Raw genomic sequence first — 19,917 nt, 5'->3', positions numbered from 1 at the left:
CTTTTTCGTTATTTACGTTCGTCCCCCACGGACGGACGGATGCCAGAAGGTGACGGCCCGTTCTGCGAGTGCCACAAGACCGTAGAAACCCGAACCTGCGAGCGCCGCCACGGCAATCTCGGCCCAGACCATATCGACATTGCTGCGGCCCATCTCTGCCGAGATGCGGAACCCCATGCCGACGATGGGCGTGCCGAAGAATTCCGCGACGATGGCGCCGATCAGGGCGAGCGTGGAATTGATCTTCAGCGCGTTGAAGATGAAAGGCCAGGCGGCGGGCAGGCGCAGCTTTATCAGCGTCGGCCACCAGCCGGCAGCATAGGTGCGCATCAGGTCGCGCTCCATGTGGCTGGAGGCGGCAAGCCCCTGCACCGTGTTCACCAGCATCGGGAAGAAGGTCATGATGACGACGACGGCGACTTTCGACTGCCAGTCGAAACCGAACCACATGACCATGATGGGTGCCACGCCGACGACCGGAAGGGCGGAGACGAAATTGCCGATGGGCAGAAGCCCGCGTTGCAGGAAAGGCGAGCGGTCGATGAGGATGGCGACGAGGAAACCGAGGCCGCAGCCAAGCACATAACCCGTCAGTACGGATTTGATGAAGGTCTGGCGGAAATCCGCCCAGAGGACCGGCAGCGAGCCGAGAAGGCGGGCGAGAATGGCGCTCGGCGCCGGCAGCAGGATGGGCGGCACGGAAAATCCGCGGACCACCCCTTCCCAGAGAACCAGAATGGCAAGGCCGAACAGCAGCGGCACGGCGAGGCGACTTATGCGTTTCGCGGTCTGGGAAATAAAGGCCTGGCGCACCAGCCATTCGTTGAACGCCCAGGCGGCAAGCCAGAACAGGATAGCGCCGATAAACCAGCCGGGGTTCGTCATGGCCTTGCTCCCATTCGCTTGAGGACAGCGGCATGGGCGATGCCGATGATCGATACCAGCAGCGCCGCCACGCCGGCTGCCATGAACAGCGCCGCCCATATCTGCACCGTCTGGCCATAATAGGAACCGGAAAGCAGGCGCGCGCCGAGACCCGCAACAGCGCCTGTCGGTAGTTCTCCGACGATGGCGCCGACGAGCGCAATTGCAATCGCGATCTTCAGCGATGTGAAGAGATAGGGCAGGGCGGCGGGCCAGCGCAGCTTCCAGAAGATCTGCGCCGGTGACGCATTATAGGTGTGCATCAGGTCAAGCTGCAGGGTTTCGGGGCTTCTTAAGCCCTTCACCATGCCGACGACGATGGGAAAGAAAGAGAGATAGGTCGAGATCAGCGCCTTCGGCAGCAGTCCGGAAATGCCGATGGAGTTCAGGACAACGATGATCATCGGCGCGATGGCGAGAATGGGGATCGTCTGGCTGGCAATGATCCACGGCATGACGGAGCGGTCCATGGCGCGGTTATGGATGATCGCGACCGCCAGCAGGATTCCCAGCACCGCGCCGATGGCGAAACCGAGCAGCGTGGCCGAAAGCGTGACGCCGGCGTGGTAGACGAGGCTGCGCTTGGAGGTGACGGCCTTGTTGACGGTGGTATCCCAGAGTTCCGCGATGATCTGATGCGGCGCGGGGAGGACCGGGCGCTCCTGCGCGAAGGTTTGCGGCAGGAGTTCGAGGAAGCCCGCCGTCTGGCCAGCGCGGGTGGCCTGGTCGCGGGCGAAGGGCATGTTGAGGTAGATGACGGCGAGATGCCAGAGGATGAGGATGGCGAGGAGGACGGTGAGGATGGGGAGGACGCGGCGGCGGAGGAGGGTCATGGGGTTTTGCTCCGCTGCGTGCATTGAGGGTGATGGTTAGCGGTGACCTGTGGGTGAGGCTTACCCCCCTCTGCCCTGCCGGGCATCTCCCCCACAAGGGGGGAGATCGACTCGTGGCATGGTCGCGGCCATCTCAACGCCTGTGGAAAGAGCATTGGTAGCGCTCCTTGCCGATCTCCCTCCTTGTGGGGGAGATGTCCGGCAGGACAGAGGGGGGTAACACCTGCCGCAACGGCGTCTTTTCCAGCATCACCCCTCATAGCCATGCCCCGCCTTCAACCCCTCACGCACCCGATGCGCAATCGCCAGAAACTCCGGCGTCTCGCGAATTTCCAGCGGCCTTTCCCGAGGCAAACTGGATTCGATCACATCGGTCACCCGGCCCGGCCGCGGCGACATCACGACGATCTTGGTCGAGAGATAAACGGCTTCCGGAATGGAATGGGTGACGAAGCAGATGGTCTTGCCGGTCGTATCCCAGAGTTTCAGCAGCTGTTCGTTCAGATGATCGCGTACGATCTCGTCCAGCGCGCCGAAGGGTTCGTCCATCAGAAGCAGGTCGGCATCGAAGGCGAGCGCGCGGGCGATGGAGGCGCGCTGCTGCATGCCGCCGGAAAGCTGCCAGGGGTATTTCTTGCCGAAGCCGTTGAGGTTGACGAGGTCCATGGTGCGGTCGATGCGCTCGCGCTGTTCGGCCTTGCTGTAACCCATGATTTCGAGCGGCAGGGCGATATTCTTTTCGATGCTGCGCCATGGATAGAGTGCGGCGGCCTGAAAGACGTAGCCGTAGGACCGGTCCTTGCGGGCATTTTCCGGCGTGGTGCCGTTGACGGTGATCTCACCCGACGTGTGTTTTTCGAGATCGGCGATGACCCGCAGAAAGGTCGTCTTGCCGCAGCCGGAAGGGCCGATGAAGGAGACGAAGTCGCCCTTTTTCACGTCGAGATCGACATTGGACAGAGCGTGAACCGGGCCGTCCCCCGTTTCGAAAGTGAGGCCCAGTTTTCTGGCGGAAACGACGGAATAGGAAGAGGCCTGGTTCATCGCGACTTGGTTTCACTTTCCGTAAGTGCGGCGCGCGCCAGCGGCAGCATCTGGGTTTCCGTCAGTCTGGCGATGGTGACGCCGGGGGTGCGGTCTAGATCGAGCCAGCGGACTTCCTCGATTTCCGCCTGCGGGGTGACCTCGGTACGAAGCCTGGCGGTGAAGGCATGGGCGACGACATCGGCGCCCGGCTCGTTGGCGGCTTCCTCGCGAAAGATGCCCTCATAACGCGCGGCATTTTCGGGCAGCGTCAGGCCGATTTCCTCGGCCAGCTCGCGGTGAAGCGCCTGTTCCGGCGTTTCGCCCGGATCGATCTTGCCGCCCGGCTGCATGAACTGCGTGGTGCCGCGCTTGCGCACCACGAGCATCTGCCGCTTCTCGTTGAGCAGGATGGCGGCGGCGATGAGGATTTCGCGTTTCGGCTCGCTCATGATCACACGCCCGATGCCGGAATGCCCGTGCGTTCCACCTTGCGTGGCGATACGAGCTCCTTCCAGGTGGAAAGCGCCTGGCTGACGGCCGGATAGGGATCGCGGGCGATGAACTGGCCGTGGCCGGCCTGTGTCTCGATGGTGCCTTCCTCAACGCTCACCAGCCCGCGCGAGAGCGTGTAGCGCGGCAGGCCTTTTACCCTGTGTCCTTCGAACACGTTGTAATCGATGGCCGATTGTTGGCTCGCGGCACTTATGGTCTTTGTAAGCGCCGGGTCCCAGACAACGATATCGGCGTCGCTGCCGACAAGGATCGCGCCTTTTCTCGGATAGATGTTGAGGATCTTGGCGATGTTGGTGGAAGTGACGGCGACGAACTCGTTCATCGTCAGCCGGCCGGTCGCCACGCCGTGGGTCCAGAGCAGCGGCATGCGGTCTTCCAGCCCGCCGGTGCCGTTCGGTATCTTGCGGAAATCACCGAGGCCGAAACGTTTCTGATCTGTGGTGAAGGCGCAATGGTCGGTCGCCACACATTGCAGCGAGCCGGAGGCGAGACCCGCCCAGAGGCTGTCCTGATGCTGACGGTTACGGAAGGGCGGTGACATGACGCGGCGGGCGGCGTGATCCCAGTCGGGATTGGCATATTCACCTTCGTCGAGGATCAGGTGCTGAATCAGCGGCTCGCCATAAACCCGCATGCCGTTTTGCCGGGCGCGGCGGATGGCTTCATGGGCCTGTTCGCAGGAGGTGTGGACGACGTAAAGCGGCGCACCGGCCATATCGGCGATGATGATGGCGCGGTTGGTCGCCTCGCCTTCGACGGAGGGCGGGCGGGAATAGGCGTGCGCCTCCGGCCCGACATTGCCTTCCGCCATCAGTTTTTCCTGCATCTGCGCGACGATATCGCCGTTTTCCGCATGCACGAAGGGAATGGCGCCGAGCTCCGCGCAGCGCGAGAAGGAGGCGAACATCTCGTCGTCATTCACCATCAGCGCGCCTTTATAGGCCATGAAGTGCTTGAAGGAGTTGATGCCCTTTTCCTGAACCACCGTCTTCATCTCATCGAAGACCTGTTCGCCCCACCAGGTGACGGCCATGTGGAAGGAATAATCGCAATTGGCGCGCGTCGCCTTGTTGTCCCAGCGTTGCAAGGCATCGAGAAGCGATTGCCCCGGCTCCGGCAGGCAGAAATCCACCACCATGGTCGTGCCGCCGGCCAGCGCCGCCCGCGTGCCGCTCTCGAAATTATCGGCGGAATAGGTGCCCATGAAGGGCATTTCCAGATGCACATGCGGATCGATGCCGCCGGGCATCACGTAACATCCGGTGGCATCCAGCACGGTGCCGCCGGTGAGATCAGGGCCGATCTCGGTGATTTTGCCATCCTCGATCTTCACATCTGCCTTGTAGGTGAGGTCGGCGGTGACGATGGTGCCGTTCTTGATGATGGTGGCGGTCATTGAACTATGTTCCCGGTGGCGAGGGCTGGCGAATAACGGTCGGGATGATCGGGCAGGAATATCTCGGCGTTCAAGACAGCGAGGATGGTATTGAGCGTGGAGGAGAGGTCTTCGAAAACGTCATGGTTCCAGAAACGTAGAACGGCGTAGCCGTGGCTGTTCAACCAGCGCGTTCTTTGCAGGTCATGCCTGGAGGCGGCGTGCTGCGATCCATCCAGCTCGACGATCAGCATTTTTTCTCGGCAGACGAAATCGGCGACGTAAGCGCCAAGTGGGACCTGTCGACTGAATTTGAAACCGTTCAGCCTGCGGCCCTTGAGTTCATACCAGAGGCGGTATTCGGCGTCGGTCTCCCTGCGGCGGAGTTTTCTGGCCTGCGCGGTTTTGCCTGGATGGCGTTTTGCTGCTTTTTTAACGGTGTGATTGACCATGACCCTTGCCCCCTCATCCGGCCCTTCGGGCCACCTTCTCCCCGGCGGGGAGAAGAAATGGGAGGCACCGTCGCAGGTTTTTACGACGCTAGTGATAATGGCAAAAACATCGCCGCGGGTTTCTTCTCCCCGCCGGGGAGAAGGTGGCCCGAAGGGCCGGATGAGGGGGCCTGCCATCGTGGGCACGGTCATTCCACGATCTCCGCAGTCTCCAGCACCGCATGCAGCAACACGTCGCAGCCGGCCTTTGCCCATTCGGGTGAAATTTCTTCGGCCTCGTTGTGGGAAAGCCCGGCCACGCAGGGGCAGAAGATCATGGTGGAGGGGGCGACTCTGGCCGTCCAGCAGGCGTCGTGGCCGGCGCCGGAGATGATGTCCATGTGGCTGTAGCCCAGTCGTTCGGCGGCGGCGCGTACGCGCCCGACCAGTACGGGATCGAAGGTGACGGGGTCGAAATGGCCAATGGCTTCGATCGAGCAGCCGACGCCGAGTTCTTCGGCGATGGCGGGCACCTCGCGTTCGAAGATGGCGCGCATGCTGTCGAGCTTTGCCTGCGAGGGGGTTCTGAGGTCGATGGTGAAGACCACCTTGCCGGGCAGCACGTTGCGGGAATTGGGCGTGAAGATCATCTGGCCGACGCCGGCGACGGCTCCCGGCTGGTGAGCCATCGCCACTTCCTGCACCTTTTCCAGAATGCGGGCGGCGGCAAGGCCGGCATTAACGCGCATGGCCATCGGGGTGGAGCCGGTATGGGCTTCCTTGCCGGTCAGCGTCACTTCCAGCCACCACAGGCCCTGGCAATGGGTGACGACGCCGATCTGCTTGTTTTCGGCCTCCAGAATGGGGCCCTGTTCGATGTGATATTCGAAATAGGCATGCATCTTGCGCGCGCCGACCTCTTCCTCACCCAGCCAGCCGATGCGTTTCAGCTCCTCGCCATAGGTTTTGCCGTCGGTATCCGTGCGGCTATAGGCGTAATCGAGATCGTGAATGCCGGCGAAGACCCCCGACGCCAGCATGGCAGGCGCAAAGCGGGCGCCTTCCTCGTTCGACCAGTTGGTGACGACAATGGGGTGTTTCGTGCGGATATTGAGGTCGTTCAGGCTGCGCACGACTTCCAGACCAGCCAGCACGCCAAGCACGCCGTCATATTTGCCGCCGGTCGGCTGGGTATCGAGATGGCTGCCGATATAAACGGGGAGCGCGTCCGGGTCCTCGCCGGCGCGGGTGGCGAACATGGTGCCCATGCGGTCGACGCCCATCGTCAGGCCTGCCGCTTCGCACCAGCGCTGAAAAAGGCGGCGGCCTTCCGCATCCTCATCCGTCAACGTGCGGCGATTATTGCCGCCGGCAATGCCGGGGCCAATCTTCGCCATATCCATCAGACTATCCCACAGACGGTCGCCATTGACCGTCAAGTTCTTACCCGCCGTCATGAAGTGTCGTCCTCACCTGTTTTGTTTTTATCAAAGCAAAGCTTGTGCCGTTCCCTTTTTTGCCGGTTAAGATAACAGCCATTGCCTTGTGGCGGCGATGATGGATAAATTGACCGGCTGGTAAACATTGCAAATTCGCGATGGCGTCAGCAAGGGAATTTGTGACGAAACGCAGTAATTTTGCCTAAGCTATGAACGTCGATTATTTTTTAAGCATACTGTAGCGGCAATTGCATTGAAAAGAAACAGAGAGCTGAGAATGGCCATACCGCGCGCAGCGAAAACACAGAAGCGGACCCGCATTCAGGAGGAAAAGCAGGAAGCGATTCTTGAAGCCGCGCTCAGTGTTTTTTCCACGAATGGGTTCCGCGGCTCCACCATCGACCAGATTGCGGAAGCGGCCGGCATGTCGAAACCGAACGTGCTTTATTATTTCCGCACCAAGGAGGCGATGCATCGGGCCCTGATTGAGCGGGTGCTGGACACGTGGCTCGACCCGCTGCGCGCTTTCGATGCCGAGGGTAATCCTGAAAGCGAGATCCGCTCCTATATTCGCCGCAAGCTGGAAATGTCGCGCGATTTCCCGCGCGAAAGCCGGCTGTTTGCGAACGAAATACTGCAGGGCGCGCCGCATATCGAGGATGAATTGAAAGGCCCGTTGAAACAGCTGGTGGATGAGAAGGCCGAGGTGATCCGCGCCTGGGTGAAGGCCGGGCGGATGGCCAAATGTGACCCTTACCACCTTATTTTCTCGATCTGGTCGACCACCCAGCACTATGCCGATTTCGATGTACAGGTGCGGGCGGTTCTGGGCGACAAGAATGGCGGCGAGGGACGTTTCGAAGACGCGGCCCGCCATCTGGAACAGCTTTTTATGGGCGGGTTGAGGATAAACGGTTGATCGGCCTGCTTCTCGCGATTATGTGATAAGCCCTCCGCATAAAAACATGAGGAAATTTATCACCTTTATACTTTACTCCAAAAATCATCTTTATTATGGTGCCGGCATCCCGAACGTCGGGGCCCGATATCGGGGTATCAAAAACCAACCGGCAGGTGAGGGAATGGCACGCAAGGAAAAGAAGAAGGCCGAACGTGGCGGCAAGCAGGGCAAAGGCGCTCCCCAGACCGAGCGGGACGTGGCCGAACAACAGCTTTCCGGTCCGAAAAGCTTTCTTTATGTCGGCGGCCGTGACTGTCAGGTTGCCCATCTTCGCCAGATCGCCAGCAATTTCGGCGCCGAACTGATCCACCACGACGGCGGCCTGCGTGAGGCGGTGTCGCGCATCGATACCGTGCTTCCTTCCGTCGACTGCGTTTTCTGCCCGATCGACTGTATCAGCCACGATGCGTGTCTGCGGGTGAAGTCCGGTTGCAAGAAGTTCGGCAAGACGTTCATTCCGCTGCGCAATGGCAGCAAATCAAGTCTGGAGCGGGCGCTGCAGACGATGAATGAACGGAGCCCCAGCGATGAGCGACGAGCGCAATAATTTTCCCGACGAGCACCGCACGGCGGACACGCCGTGTGGTGTGGAACTGCACAAGATGGCCGAACAGGCGAGCGATCCGGCCACGACGGAATTTTATGACATCATCGGCGAACGCGAAAGACGCAGCCGCGTTGCCGGAAGCGGCGGCAATGTGGTGACCTTTCCTCATCAGCGCGCCCGCCAGCCGGGTGAAACGACGGCCTTTCAAACAGGTGTGGCGGCTGAAAAAGGCCGCAACATTCTGCCGTTTCGCTGGACGCGTGGTTAGCGTTAAATCCTTGCCGAGAGGGCAAGATCGCGCCAGGTGTGAGGGAAGCTCCGCTCGCACTCCGGGTCACGATGCAGATGCCCTAAAAACAATCAGCCTTTCGGCTTCAGAAACGCTCCCGCGCACAACACCAGCCAACCCGCGATCATGCCGATCCCGCCCAGCGGCGCAGCGTATGGAAACAGGCTGTGGCCGGAAAAATGCCTGATAACGAGATCGCCGGCGAAGATCGCCGTGCCGAGACCGAGGATCAAGCCCGCCGGAATGGCGGTCCTGATGCGATCCGCACCGATATGGAGCGCGATAAGAACCGGCGCATGCGCCAGCGCCATGGCGGAGGCATTACCGAGCATATAGGTTTCGCCGGTATGGGTGGCAGCGGCGGCAAGCATGACGCCGGCAGCACCCAGCAGGCTGCCCAGCAACAGAATGAAGGCCCGTAATCTGGCCCCGGGCACGGTCGCTATGGTCGCGTTCTGCGTGGTCATTGGCTGTCCGCCTCCCGGTTCTGCATGTGAAAGGCGAGCCTCTCGATCGGGGGCCATATGATCTCGCGCAGCTTCGGATTTTCGATCGTCTCCTCCATGGCGCGGCGGAAGCAGAGCAGCCATTCATCCCGCTCGGCAGGGCCGATTGGGGCGACGAAATGGCGGCGGCGCAGCATCGGGTGGCCGTGCTTCTCGACGTAGACCGGCGGTCCGCCAAGATATCCGGTCAGGTAATCGTAGAACTTCGCTTCGCTGCCGGAAAGATCGGCCGGGTGGATGGCGCGGCAGCGGGCTGCTTCCGGCAGGGTATCCATCAGTTGATAGAAGCGCCGGGTGAGCGCCCTGACGGTCGCATCGCCACCGATCGCTTCATAAAGGGTAATGGTTTCGCCGGTCATAATCCGCCTCTTGTGGCCCTCCGGCTCTTATCGCTCCGTGAAGCCGGAAGAGCAACAGGCACGGGCAGGGTGCGACATTTGGGACAGATTAAAAAGGGCAGATGCCGGGCTTGCCCGGCATCATCCAAAAATCATCCAAAATTTCGGATAAGGTCGAGCCCCTTGCTCAAAAGCGTCTCGGCCTCATCCTGATTGGCAGCTTCGACGTAGCAGCGCATTTCCGGCGCGTTGCCTGACGGGCGGAAGTGGATGGTGCTGCCGTCGGTCAATGACACGCGCAGGCCGTCGATGTCGCTCAGGCCTTTCACCGTGCCAACCGGCGCGAGGAAGGCTTCGAGATTGGTGCGCGAGGCGCGCAGATGAGCCATCAGCGCGGCGCTCTTTTCCTGCGCGAAATTTTCCAGGCGGTCGGCGGCGGCGACCGGAAGGTTATAGGCGGCGGCGATTTGCGACAGCGGTTTTTTCTGTTCCGACGAAAGAAGCAGCACGGCAAGAACGGGCAGGAAGCTGTCACGCGTGGGCAGCGGCGAGAGGGGCCTGCCGTTGAGCGTGAAGGAAGAGGCCGTCAGCAGGCCGCCATTCGCCTCGAAGCCCATCACGCCGTTCTTGCCGGCTGAAAGGGCGTCTGCCATGCCGGCAATGACGAAAGGCGAGCCAACCTTCGTACGAACGACCTCAAAGGAACCATTGGCCTCGATGCCGGAATTGGACGTTACAGGGGTGACAACGACGCCTGCGCCAAGGAAATTGGCGGTGATGAGGCCAATGAGGTCGCCGCGCAGCGGTACGCCCCTTTCATCGGCCAGCAGGGGACGGTCACCGTCGCCATCGGCGGAAACAATGGCGTCGAGACTGTGCTCAGGAGCCCATTTTTTGAGAAGCGAAAGCGTCTCCGGCGAGACCGCCTCCGTATCGACGGGGATGAAGGTCTCCGAGCGGCCGAGCGGAACGACTTCGGCGCCGTAATGGGCGAGAACGTCGACAAAGAGATCGCGCGCCACCGTGCTATGCTGGTAAACACCGATCTTGAGGCCTGAGAGAGCCTTTTCCGGCAACAGCGCGATGTTGCGTTCGTAGAATAGTTCGGCCGCGATGGCGGAATGGTCTTCGGCAGCCGCCGTTTCGTCGCTGATGCCTTCCGCTTCGATTTCGGCGGCGAGGGCTGCGATGGCCGTCTCGTCCTGCTTGTCGATTTCTCCATCCGGGCGGTAGAACTTGATGCCGTTGCGGTCGGCCGGGATGTGGGAGCCCGTGATCATCAGCGCGCCCGCCTTCAGCGACAGAGCATAAAGCGCCAGAGCCGGGGTGGGCACCGTGCCGCAATCGAACGGCGTGAGGCCTGCCTTTTTCAATGCCGCGATGCAGGTGGCGGACACATCGGGGCTCGAATCGCGGAAATCGCGGCCAACGAGAATGGGGTCGCCCGCCTTTGCCTGGCCCGATGTGAGAAGGTGCTTCGCAAATGCCGTGGCATAAACGGCCGACGCTTTTCCTTTCAGATCGACGGAGAGGCCACGAAGGCCGCTCGTTCCAAATTTCAGGCTCATTCTCAACTCCGCTTCCGTAAAATCCTTGAGGGCCAAATGGATAGTTCAAAAATGTAACGCTTGAAAGAACCGTATCGATCCATTCACGTCAATCCTCCCCTTCCCTGTAGGCCGCGAATAGGCAATGATGACGGCAATGATGCGGGTAACCTAAAATTCACCCGTCATATTTAAACTTGCCCGTCGATAGCGGCTATGGCGACGATGAGCATCATCGGTTGCCGGCTTTTTTTGGTTCGTTCGAGTTGGATTGGCTGATGTACAGGCTTCAAAAGGCGGGACATAAGCAGGTACGTCCGCTCGATGAAAAAACGGCGCCGGCCGCGAAAACTCATGGTTCCCTGCTGGATGATCTGGTGGACGACGACGAGGTTTTCGAGCGCACGGTGCTGAAAGAGCATCTCGAGCCGAAACCGGCGGCGGCTGCCGTCGAGCCCGCTCTGGCCGCGAGACCGGTGAAGGCGTCGTCGCCCAGCGGAAGTCTGGCCGCAGCATTGCCGGGCCTCAGCCATATCGACAGGATCGGCGTTGACGACGTCCTCATCTGGCTTCGCAGGGGCATCGTCTGGATCGTTCTGGCAATCATTCTCTGCGTCGCGGCTGCGCTCAGCTATGCGTATATGACGCCGCCACGCTACACGGCCTATACGGATATCGTCGTCAATCCCTCCAATCTCAACGTTGTCAACGACGGCGTGTTCTCGCCGAACCAGCAGCGTGACACGCAGATTCTCGAAGTCGAAAGCAAGCTGCGCACGATCACGTCGCGCAACGTGCTGGCGCGGGTGGTGGAGGAACTGAAGCTCGATCAGGATCCGGAATTCATGAGCCCGCCGCCGCTCGCCCGGCTGAAGGCGATGTTTTCATCCAGGCCGGAAGATGGCGACAACCGGCTCGGTGCACTCCGCTCCCTCGGCGACCGGGTCGCAGCGGAACGCGACCCACGCTCCTTCGTGGTGACGCTTTCCGTCTGGACCAATGATGCGGACAAATCCGTGACGGTCTCAAAGGCCATCGTGAAGGCGTTTGAAACCGAGCTGTTCCAGACGACCTCCGACAGCAGCCAGCGTGTCGTCGACGATCTCAGGAAGCGGCTTGAGGAAATGCGCGAGAATGTGACTGCGGCTGAAAAGCGGGTGGCCGATTTCCGTCGCGAAAACGGCCTGCAGGAGAATAATGGCCAGCTTGTCAGCAATCTGGCCTCCGGTGAGCTTAATGCACAGGTTCTCGCGGCCCAGCAGCGCGTCATCCAGGAAGAATCCCGGCTGAAGCAGATGGAGGCGGCAATCGCGCAGAACCGCACGCAAAGCGATGCGATTTTCGATAGCCAGACCATGAACACGATCCGGGCGCAATACAGCACCCTGCAGCAGCAGATCGGAGCCATGACGCTGACTTACGGCGCGCGTCATCCGCGGCTGGCGACCGCAGGTGCGGAACGGGCCATGCTGGAACGCGGCATGGCCGATGAGGCGCGGCGCATTCTGCAGGCAGCAAAGACAAATGTCGCCGAAGCGCGCTCCTCGCTCGATGCGCTGCGACTGAAAGCCGTGGCGGAGCGTGCCAATGTCTTTACCGATAACGAAGCGCAGGTGCGGCTGAGGGATCTTGAGCGCGACGCCCGCTCGGCAGCGGCGATCTATGAGACCTATCTTACCCGGTCACGCCAGCTCGCCGAACAGCAATCGATCGATTCCACCAATGTCCGCGTTATTTCGCAGCCGGTTGCGCCGAACTCCAGAAGCTGGCCGCCGGGCAAGCTGGTCTTCCTCGTCGCCGGCGGCGCGGGCGGCCTGTTTCTCGGCCTCGCCATTGCGATCGCACTCGGGCTGTGGGGTTATCTGCGCCGCGACGATCATACGGAAGCCGCGGCGCGTTAAATCTGGGACCCCGCGCCGACTTATTCTTCCGAGATCAGGCCATCATAAACTTCGAGGAGAGCGGCGGCGATGGCCGCACCCAGCGCATTGCCGGCATCGCGAATGCCTGCCTCGTCGCCATCACGGACGGAAACGGCGAGATCGGACGCCTCGTTGGCAACGATTTCCTTCGCACGTTCTATTGCCCAGAGGCCGAAATCGCCGCGGTTGTCGATTGAAATGGTTTCCATGGCCGGGACCTTTGTCATTGATGTTTCCGTCCATTAAACCATCGGACGCCAAACGGGAATAGGCGAGGGGAAGGTCATTCAACCAGCGGGCGTGCAATTTCCCTGCCTCAAGCGGAGGATTTATAAAAATATTAATGATAGTTCTTCGTAGTGTTTGAAGCCTTCTATTTTATGCATATGCGTGACCATAACAATGAAACGATGCCTATCTTGGACGCCGGACAGATTATGACAGGGAGAGAGATGCCGCAGACGGAGGAGACTGGTCATTCCTGGCCGGTTATTTCTCTTGCGTCCCTACCCATTACTGACGCAACCATCGATGAAACCGCGCGGGATTTCATCCTGCGTGCAACGACGGAGCGTACGCCGGGTGCAAGGCCGTTTTATTCGACATCCGCAAACGGTCAGGTCATCGCGCTCTGCCACCACGACCGCGAATTCGACGCCATGCTGCGGCAGGCGGACCAGATTCACGCCGACGGCATGTCGCTGGTGATCTTCTCCCGCAAGTTCTGTGCCCGCGCGTTGAGAGAACGGGTTGCAACGACGGATCTCGTCCATGCGGTGGCCAAGCGCGCCGAAGAGACGGGCAGCCGGTTTTATTTCCTTGGCGGTTCCGAAGAGGTGAACCGTGCGGCGGTCGAGGAAATGCAGAGGCTTTATCCGCGCCTCGTCTTTTCGGGACGCCATAATGGTTATTTCAGTCCGGGTCGCGGGGACGAAATCATTGCCGATATTGTCGCCTCGAAGACCGATATTCTTTGGGTCGGCTTCGGCATTCCGCTCGAGCAGCGCTTCGTTTCGCGCAATCTGGACAGGCTTTCCGGCGTCGCCGTGATCAAGACCTGCGGCGGCCTTTTTGATTTCATTGCCGGCAAGAACAGCCGGGCGCCGCAGTGGATGCAGGATATGGGGCTGGAATGGCTCTACCGGGCGATGCTTGAGCCGAAGCGTCTTGGAAAACGTTACCTGCTGACCAATCCGATCGCCATATATTCGCTGCTGAAGTATCGCTTTGGCGCTTCGGGGCAGAACCGCTAGATCATTGCGCCGTCTTGCCCGATAAATGTAAGGTTTTTCTAACTTATTGAATCAGCGCGCTACGGCGCCGAAACCCGTTGCAACTGCGAACGGGTGCGCTACACTGCACAAATATTACAAATTTATTCGAATCAGAGATATTTTGAGGCCACCAATGGTGATTACGTCCATTTCTCTTTTCATATATGGAATTGGCACCGTTACCTCTCTCGCCATGACCTATATTGAAGGCGCCCGCCGCGACAAGAGCTGGGATTTTTATCGGGTAACCGGCATTGTCCTTTGTTTTTTCTGGCCGGTGCTCGTGCCGCTTCTCGTACTTGCGACGGCCTTTTCGTCTTTCGGTTTCCAGAAACGGCCCGCGAACCCGATGTCGTTCGGCAGGCAAAAGACACTGGGTTAACCGTGACGGTAAGATCGGGCGTCAGCTCTTATTCGCCGGTGCCTTATAGGGCGTGAGCGTGATGCCGAGGCTCGCCATCACCCGGCCCACGGACATGAGGGGCGGATGGGTTGCGGGCAGCAGCGAACCGGTTTTCAGCAATGCTGAAACGGCGCGGAAGAGCGACAGGCACAGGCTGACGGCATTTTTGGCAGCGAGCAGCAGTCCGCCCTTCAGGCCCGGGCGGCGGGCGCGATCGATGCTGTAATTGATGATGCCGGTCCGGAGCGAGCGCTCCATGATCCAGCGCGGCGCCATGCGGCTTTCCGGCACGTATTCGATGATGAGGGCGTTCGCATTCCATGCGAATTTGAAACCGGCCTTGCGGCAGCGTGTGAAGAAATCCATGTCGCCGCCGCCGAGGAAGTTGAACCGCACGTCGAATTCCGGCTTCGGCAAGGTTTCGAACACTCGCCGTGAAATCAGGCAATTGCCCGAGCCGTGGATCTGGTCGACCGGGCCGGTCGGTGCTTCTATGGAACCGAACAGCGGATGCGAAAGAACCGCCCTGGAAGCCGGGGCGTCGAATTCGCGATTGACGGGTCCGCCGACGATATCGGCGTCGAAGGATTTCGCCGCCGAGACCATTTGCCCAAGCCAGACGGGGGAGGCGGCCTCGTCGTCATCGATCATCAGAAACCATTGCGCCGAAGGATAGCTCTGCCGGGCGGTGCGGAACGCCGTATTGATGGCGTAACAATTGCCCTGCGTCGGTTCTACCAGGGCCAGCCCGGCCATGTCGTTTTCGGCAAAAAAGGCGCGCGCAACAGCGAGACCCTGCTGGCCTGCACCATCATTATCGACCACGACGACCGCGAAGGGAAAATCGGCCTTCTGGGCTGCAAGCGATGCAAGTGTCTTCTTCAGGCCTTCCGGCCGGCGGAAACTGGGGATGCACACCACCGCTTCCGGCATGATCTCGGACATGGAAACTCCTAAATTCCGGCAAGTGCTGCGGCGGAAAAAACGACGGCCCGGAGGCTCTGGCGCGGGCGATGGATGACGGTGTCGGCCAGTGCCGAAAAGGCTTCCCGGTAACGGCGGGCACGAAACGCCTGGGCAACGGTATAGGCGTTCATATGGTTTTCGGATTTGCGGCGAAGCCGTCCGAGCTCCTGCGGGGGTATGGCTGCGACGATGGCGGGATCGGAAAACACGGCTTCGATTGCCGGTTCGCAATCGCGGAAGGTCAAGAGCCGGTTCATCATAACGCTCGTCCGGTGAACCCGATAATCGAGGACGTGGCGGCCGGGAAGATAAACAAAGCGGCCCGCGGCGGCCAGTCTGCACCAGCCGTACCAGTCTTCCGCATACCGCAGGGTCTCGTCGAAACCGCCGAAATCCTGAAAGATTCGGGTTCTGACCAGCATGATGCCGCCATTGACGATGAAGTTTCCGCCGAGCAGCGGCCGAAGGATGAACCCGTCAGGCTTTTCGCGGCGACGGATGAGGTTGCGACGGCCGATCTTTGCACCGTTTTCATCGATACGCTCGTAATCGCCATAAACGGCAACGACATCCGGGCCGGTGACGCCGGCGCAAAGCGCTGCGACGGCGCCAGGCTTCAGGCGGTCATCGGCATCGAGAAACATCGTCCACTCGCCACGTGCCTGCGAAAGACCGAAATTGCGAACGGCGGAAACGCCTTGCCGTCCATGCGGCCGGGCAAGCAGTTTAACGCGCGGATCGGAAAAACCTTGCACCTTTTGCGCGGTGCTATCAGTGGAACCGTCATCGACCACCAGCACCTCGCAGACGGTTTTGCCCTGAAGCAATGCGCTTTCGATCGCTTCCACGATGTAACGCTCGCCATTGCGAACGGGGATGACAATCGAAACGGATATCAAGCTTTAAACTCCGTGAGGCATGGGCCAAGAATTCGCACGGCGAAGTTACTACCGGATTAAGCGGCGCTGGCCAATTATGACGTGGTATAGCGGCGGTTAACCTTGCAAATCTTTAATATCCTTTTGGCATGATCAGAATGTTATGTTTTGAGAATGGAGCGTGCCGGGTCCATCCGGATGTGCGGAAACGCTCCGACATTTTGGGCTGCGCATCGTTGCTGGCGAAGATCGATCCCGGTTTTCCCTCGATGCGCCGGGGTTGTGGAGGCGGATGAATGCGGATCGGGCGGCGGAATTTTCTGGGCGGTGCGGCAAGCGCGGGCCTTTTGCACGCCGTGACCGGCACGGCCTCTGCCGCGCAGAAAAAAACCTCGACCAAAACCGCCCCTTACGGCGCGGCCATTTATCTGCCTGACCTCACCGCCGATAGCCGCATCGGCGAGGCGATCGTGAAATATTGCTCGCGCATCACCCCCGTGACTGAAATGAAATGGGAGGTCATGCGGCCATCGGAAGCGGTGTTCGATTTTGCGCCCGCCGATGCACTCGCCAACTTCGCGCGCCAGCACAAGCTTTCCATGCATGGCCATCCGCTGATCTGGTACGCCTCAAATGCCCCCTGGATTGCCGGCATCGGTGGCAGCGGCAAGGTCGAGAAGCTGATGGAAACCCATATCGTCAAGGTGATGGAGCGTTACGGGGATGTCGTCCACAGCTGGGACGTGGTGAACGAACCGATCCCGGATGTTCCCGGCAATGTGCGCGCCCGGCGTGACGCCTGGTATTACGGCGCCGGGCCGGACGCCATCAAGAAGGCCTTCGATATCGCCCATCAGGTCGATCCGAAAGCGCAGCTCGTTCTCAATGAATATGACGTGGAATTCGCGGTCGAAAAATCGCCGGCCAAGCGCGAGGCGTTCCGCAATCTCATTCTCGAGCTTCTGGAAAAAGGGGCGCCCATCAACGCCATCGGTCTGCAGGGGCACCTGCGCGGCGGCTGGCCGATCGCCAAGGACGAGCTTGCCGCCTTCGTGACGGAAATGCGCGGTTACGGCCTTGCCGTTCTGGTGACGGAGCTTGATGTGATGGACCAGACGCTGCCCGGTCCGGAAGCGGAACGCGATTTGCTGATCAACGGCCAGGTCCGGGATTTTCTTGAGGCGGCCTCGGCCGGCGGCCCGCTTTCCTCGATCACCACATGGGGTATTTCGGACCAGTATACCTGGATCCGCTGGGCCTATCCGCGTCGTGACGGCACGGCGAACCGACCGTTGCCGCTCGACTGGAGCTTCAACGAAAAACCCATGATGGCCATCATCAATGAATTCCGGAACCGTGGTGCGTGACTATGAATGCTGAAATGCCGCTTCCTCCCGTCCAGAAAGCGCTGCAGGTCAATCTGCATCCCTTCGACGCTCCGCATGCCGCATTGACGTTGCCGCATCAGCTACGGGTCTGGGGCGGACAGGTGGACCGCATTCTGCTGACGGTCGATACCGGCCAGGTGGGGGCCGGTCGCTACAAGGGCAAAGGCTTCGAAGCGTCGCGCAAACGACTTTTCGACATGCTGGAAGAAATGCAGATCAACTATCCGCATCTCGTCGTCGATATCGTCGATTACAGTGATGAGGCGCGCAAGGCGGTGTCCGAGACCTTCTTTTCCCGGTCGGCGGTTCCCTATCCCGCCAAGGCTTTCGACGGCGGTCCTTTCCACGTCTATTTCCACGGTCTTAAACGGGCCAACGCCCGTTACGTACTGCACATGGACAGCGACATGATGTTTGGCGGCGGTAGCCAGAGCTGGTTTTCCGAGGCGATCGCGCTGCAGAAAGCCAATCCGGATGCGCTGTGCATCACGCCGTTTTCCGGGCCGCCGACAGTGCGGGGCGATCTCGATATTTCCCGCCATGTCGGCATGCCCGGCGTGAAGAACATTCCTGAGCCGCGCAAGTTGCCGTCGCGTATTCCCACCTGGCGCTTCGCCACCGTTTCCACACGTCTTTTCATGATCGACATGGAACGCTTCGCCAAGCGGATCGGTTCGCTGGAACTGCTCAGGCCCGATGTCAAACGGCGCATCCGCTCCTATGCCTATAATCAGCAGCCCGTCTCGATGCCCGCTGAGGAGGTGCTGAGCACCAACATGATGCGCCGCGGCGTCTACAGGCTGGATTTTCTCGGTACGGGTAAAGGCATGTATTCACTGCACCCGCCTTATCGCTCGCCGGAATTCTATTCGGCGCTCGCTTCCATCGTCGAGCGGATCGAAAAGGGCGATATACCCGAAGGTCAGCTCGGCGATTTCGATATCAACGGATCGATGGTGGACTGGACCAGCGCGCTGGCGGCCAAGACACGCTCCAAACGTTACGCGAAGGCCCTGCGCCATCTGATATCGGCCAATGTGGGTCGTTTTACCAAGGCTTGAGGCGGCGGCCCGGCTCGTGCCGGTCTGCGCGGGGCCTCAATAATCGGTGATGAGTTTGCTCCAGCTCTCCGAGCATAGTCCGCCTATATAGATATCCCCGGCCAGCGCCCTTTCCCTCAGCAGATCGTCCCGGGTGGCCATGCAGAAATATCCGTCATGGCGGAAGCTCATGTGGTTCTGGCGGTAAAGCGCGTTGATCAGAAAAGGCTGCGCCATGCCAGTGACATGGGCGTAATTCTCATTGTCAAAATGGTGGAACAGTGTGTTGAGGACATCGTTTTCGCGGCCGGCATCACAGACGAGATTGAGCACATAGGCGGTTCGCGCCGGCTGGCCGAAAAACAGGGCGGCTCCCATGACATGACCTTCGGCCGTCTCGATCGTCAGGCTTTTCAGTTCGCCCAGGCTCTCATTCGTCCTGCTCATGCCGATCAGCCAGTGAAATTCGTCATGGGACCATTCCGGGCGGACGGAAAAACGCTCGATCATCGGCAGCGCTGCGCGGCGGAAGGTTTCGAAATCCACTTCTTTTACCTTGGCGCCCGGAGCCTGTTGCGGCCTTAGGCCTTTTTTCCATTTGCGCAGGACGCCGTCCACGAAGCCGAGCGCCGCCAGGGCAAGCGTTGTCTTGGCCAGTTTCGAACGGCGCGGCATGCGCAGTGCGATGGTTGAGAAGGGCTTCAGCGCCTTGTGCCATTGCAGGCTTTCGATGGGCAGCATGTTGCCGCCGGTCGCAACCCAATGGTCGGCGCTGACAGGCGAGGCTGTATCCGAAAACAGCATGTCGTGTTTCGATGCCCGCATGCCGCGGGACAGGCGCGCGGCCCCGAGTGCGCCAAGTTTTCCATCCGACGCGAAAGCACAGAGCAGGCGCGCCGTAACGGTTCTTCCATTGGCGACAAACCGCATGGGCACGGCCAGAATGACGCTTGTCACGCCATTCTCTCCCGCATCGTAAACCACGCTGCCGTAATCCGGATCAAAAACGGGGCTGCTGAAGAACAACGTCTCTACATAGGAACGAAAATCGAAGCTCGTCGTGGGCCCTGTCTTCCTGAATGCGCTGTTCAGCACCCGCTCGACAGCCGGCACGTCGTCCCTGCGCATGGGGCGGACGCCGGTTGAGCTTTGCGGCGCCGGGCATCGCGTCGACTGACCGTTATCGCTATCGTCCGTCCTGGTGTGCCTCGGAACGTCCACCCTGGGTCTCCAGCCTATGCGCATTTACGAAATCAACCCAAAGATATATCTTGAGTTGTTAATATACGCTAAATAGAGTATCTGCTGGCTGCGTGA

21 protein-coding genes and 1 pseudogene are annotated in these 19,917 nt (G+C 60.2%); 8 read left to right on the top strand and 14 right to left on the bottom strand.

Annotation, left to right across the window (positions count from 1 at the left end; genetic code table 11):
- Nucleotides 1–12: 12 nt before the first annotated feature.
- From EGT36_RS03410 to EGT36_RS03375, 7 genes are all read right to left on the bottom strand, one after another.
- Nucleotides 13–885 (bottom strand): ABC transporter permease, encoded by an 873-nt coding sequence (locus tag EGT36_RS03410; RefSeq protein WP_037091769.1) that lies wholly within the window; start codon nucleotides 883–885, stop codon nucleotides 13–15.
- On the bottom strand, nucleotides 882–1,757 hold the full coding sequence (locus tag EGT36_RS03405; protein WP_037091767.1) for an ABC transporter permease: 876 nt from the start codon (nucleotides 1,755–1,757) through the stop codon (nucleotides 882–884). Before EGT36_RS03405 ends, EGT36_RS03410 begins: the two co-directional genes overlap by 4 nt.
- A gap of 249 nt (nucleotides 1,758–2,006) precedes the next feature.
- Nucleotides 2,007–2,801: an ABC transporter ATP-binding protein gene (locus EGT36_RS03400; RefSeq protein WP_037091764.1), complete on the bottom strand. Its 795-nt coding sequence runs from the start codon at nucleotides 2,799–2,801 to the stop codon at nucleotides 2,007–2,009.
- Nucleotides 2,798–3,232 (bottom strand): NUDIX hydrolase, encoded by a 435-nt coding sequence (locus tag EGT36_RS03395; RefSeq protein WP_022556793.1) that lies wholly within the window; start codon nucleotides 3,230–3,232, stop codon nucleotides 2,798–2,800. The genes EGT36_RS03400 and EGT36_RS03395 overlap by 4 nt, the downstream gene beginning before the upstream one ends.
- Nucleotides 3,233–3,234: 2 nt before the next feature.
- Entirely contained in the window at nucleotides 3,235–4,692 is a 1,458-nt protein-coding gene (gene hydA, locus EGT36_RS03390) for a dihydropyrimidinase (RefSeq protein WP_037091762.1), read from the bottom strand.
- The gene (locus EGT36_RS03385; RefSeq protein ID WP_037091761.1) at nucleotides 4,689–5,123 is read right to left on the bottom strand and encodes an endonuclease domain-containing protein; all 435 of its coding nucleotides are present in this window, start codon (nucleotides 5,121–5,123) and stop codon (nucleotides 4,689–4,691) included. Before EGT36_RS03385 ends, hydA begins: the two co-directional genes overlap by 4 nt.
- 188 nt (nucleotides 5,124–5,311) lie before the next feature.
- Nucleotides 5,312–6,559, bottom strand: coding sequence for a Zn-dependent hydrolase (locus EGT36_RS03375; RefSeq protein WP_037091759.1), 1,248 nt, complete (start codon nucleotides 6,557–6,559; stop codon nucleotides 5,312–5,314).
- Nucleotides 6,560–6,818: 259 nt separating this feature from the next.
- Between EGT36_RS03375 and rutR the strand changes: the two genes are divergently transcribed.
- The 3 genes and pseudogenes from rutR (at nucleotide 6,819) to EGT36_RS03360 (ending at nucleotide 8,317) form a co-directional block, all read left to right on the top strand.
- The gene (gene rutR / locus EGT36_RS03370) at nucleotides 6,819–7,460 is read left to right on the top strand and encodes an HTH-type transcriptional regulator RutR (protein ID WP_004443251.1); all 642 of its coding nucleotides are present in this window, start codon (nucleotides 6,819–6,821) and stop codon (nucleotides 7,458–7,460) included.
- 265 nt (nucleotides 7,461–7,725) lie between these two features.
- Nucleotides 7,726–8,049, top strand: a pseudogene (locus EGT36_RS03365) (DUF2325 domain-containing protein); the annotation flags it as partial.
- Complete coding sequence (locus EGT36_RS03360; protein WP_037091754.1) at nucleotides 8,030–8,317, top strand: hypothetical protein; 288 nt, start codon at nucleotides 8,030–8,032, stop codon at nucleotides 8,315–8,317. The pseudogene EGT36_RS03365 and the gene EGT36_RS03360, both read left to right, overlap by 20 nt.
- 92 nt (nucleotides 8,318–8,409) lie before the next feature.
- Here EGT36_RS03360 and EGT36_RS03355 read toward each other — a convergent pair whose 3' ends face one another.
- The 3 genes from EGT36_RS03355 to uppO all read right to left on the bottom strand — a co-directional run bounded on the left by EGT36_RS03355 (nucleotide 8,410) and on the right by uppO (nucleotide 10,750).
- On the bottom strand, nucleotides 8,410–8,805 hold the full coding sequence (locus EGT36_RS03355; protein ID WP_004443245.1) for a DUF423 domain-containing protein: 396 nt from the start codon (nucleotides 8,803–8,805) through the stop codon (nucleotides 8,410–8,412).
- Nucleotides 8,802–9,203, bottom strand: a complete 402-nt coding sequence (locus EGT36_RS03350; RefSeq protein WP_037091753.1) for a group II truncated hemoglobin — start codon at nucleotides 9,201–9,203, stop codon at nucleotides 8,802–8,804. Before EGT36_RS03350 ends, EGT36_RS03355 begins: the two co-directional genes overlap by 4 nt.
- Before the next feature lie 131 nt (nucleotides 9,204–9,334).
- Nucleotides 9,335–10,750 carry a polysaccharide biosynthesis phosphomannomutase UppO gene (gene uppO, locus EGT36_RS03345; protein WP_037091751.1) on the bottom strand — a complete coding sequence of 472 codons (1,416 nt, stop codon included), beginning with the start codon at nucleotides 10,748–10,750 and terminating at the stop codon, nucleotides 9,335–9,337.
- A gap of 257 nt (nucleotides 10,751–11,007) precedes the next feature.
- On the opposite strand from uppO, the gene uppM reads away from it, so the two are divergent.
- Complete coding sequence (gene uppM / locus EGT36_RS03335; protein WP_037091948.1) at nucleotides 11,008–12,630, top strand: polysaccharide biosynthesis protein UppM; 1,623 nt, start codon at nucleotides 11,008–11,010, stop codon at nucleotides 12,628–12,630.
- 20 nt (nucleotides 12,631–12,650) lie between these two features.
- Here the strand turns inward: uppM and EGT36_RS03330 are convergent, their stop codons facing one another.
- Nucleotides 12,651–12,860 (bottom strand): hypothetical protein, encoded by a 210-nt coding sequence (locus EGT36_RS03330; protein WP_003491679.1) that lies wholly within the window; start codon nucleotides 12,858–12,860, stop codon nucleotides 12,651–12,653.
- Between the two features lie 243 nt (nucleotides 12,861–13,103).
- Here EGT36_RS03330 and uppL point away from each other — a divergent pair, with 243 nt between their 5' ends.
- Both uppL and EGT36_RS03320 read left to right on the top strand, forming a co-directional pair.
- Nucleotides 13,104–13,904, top strand: coding sequence for a polysaccharide biosynthesis UDP-hexose transferase UppL (gene uppL / locus EGT36_RS03325; RefSeq protein ID WP_004443235.1), 801 nt, complete (start codon nucleotides 13,104–13,106; stop codon nucleotides 13,902–13,904).
- Nucleotides 13,905–14,058: 154 nt separating this feature from the next.
- Nucleotides 14,059–14,307 (top strand): hypothetical protein, encoded by a 249-nt coding sequence (locus EGT36_RS03320; protein ID WP_037091749.1) that lies wholly within the window; start codon nucleotides 14,059–14,061, stop codon nucleotides 14,305–14,307.
- A gap of 21 nt (nucleotides 14,308–14,328) precedes the next feature.
- Here the strand turns inward: EGT36_RS03320 and uppJ are convergent, their stop codons facing one another.
- Complete coding sequence (uppJ, locus tag EGT36_RS03315; protein ID WP_037091747.1) at nucleotides 14,329–15,273, bottom strand: polysaccharide biosynthesis UDP-hexose transferase UppJ; 945 nt, start codon at nucleotides 15,271–15,273, stop codon at nucleotides 14,329–14,331.
- An 8-nt stretch (nucleotides 15,274–15,281) separates the two neighbouring features.
- Nucleotides 15,282–16,193 carry a polysaccharide biosynthesis endo-1,4-beta-xylanase UppH gene (uppH, locus tag EGT36_RS03310; protein ID WP_037091746.1) on the bottom strand — a complete coding sequence of 304 codons (912 nt, stop codon included), beginning with the start codon at nucleotides 16,191–16,193 and terminating at the stop codon, nucleotides 15,282–15,284.
- A 275-nt stretch (nucleotides 16,194–16,468) separates the two neighbouring features.
- Here uppH and uppI point away from each other — a divergent pair, with 275 nt between their 5' ends.
- Together uppI and uppG are read left to right on the top strand one after the other, a co-directional pair.
- A complete protein-coding gene (uppI, locus tag EGT36_RS03305) occupies nucleotides 16,469–17,539 on the top strand; it encodes a polysaccharide biosynthesis UDP-hexose transferase UppI (protein ID WP_006699578.1) in 1,071 nt (356 codons plus the stop codon).
- A gap of 2 nt (nucleotides 17,540–17,541) precedes the next feature.
- Complete coding sequence (gene uppG, locus EGT36_RS03300) at nucleotides 17,542–18,621, top strand: polysaccharide biosynthesis glycosyltransferase UppG (RefSeq protein ID WP_006699579.1); 1,080 nt, start codon at nucleotides 17,542–17,544, stop codon at nucleotides 18,619–18,621.
- Between the two features lie 36 nt (nucleotides 18,622–18,657).
- Here uppG and EGT36_RS03295 read toward each other — a convergent pair whose 3' ends face one another.
- Nucleotides 18,658–19,728 carry a hypothetical protein gene (locus tag EGT36_RS03295; RefSeq protein ID WP_037091745.1) on the bottom strand — a complete coding sequence of 357 codons (1,071 nt, stop codon included), beginning with the start codon at nucleotides 19,726–19,728 and terminating at the stop codon, nucleotides 18,658–18,660.
- Between the last annotated feature and the right edge of the window lie 189 nt (nucleotides 19,729–19,917).

The sequence above is a fragment of the Agrobacterium sp. FDAARGOS_525 genome, assembly GCF_003938925.1.
Lineage (GTDB): Bacteria > Pseudomonadota > Alphaproteobacteria > Rhizobiales > Rhizobiaceae > Agrobacterium > Agrobacterium pusense.
Note: the sequence above shows the minus strand (reverse complement) of the source record. Positions and strands in the feature narration are given on the sequence as shown.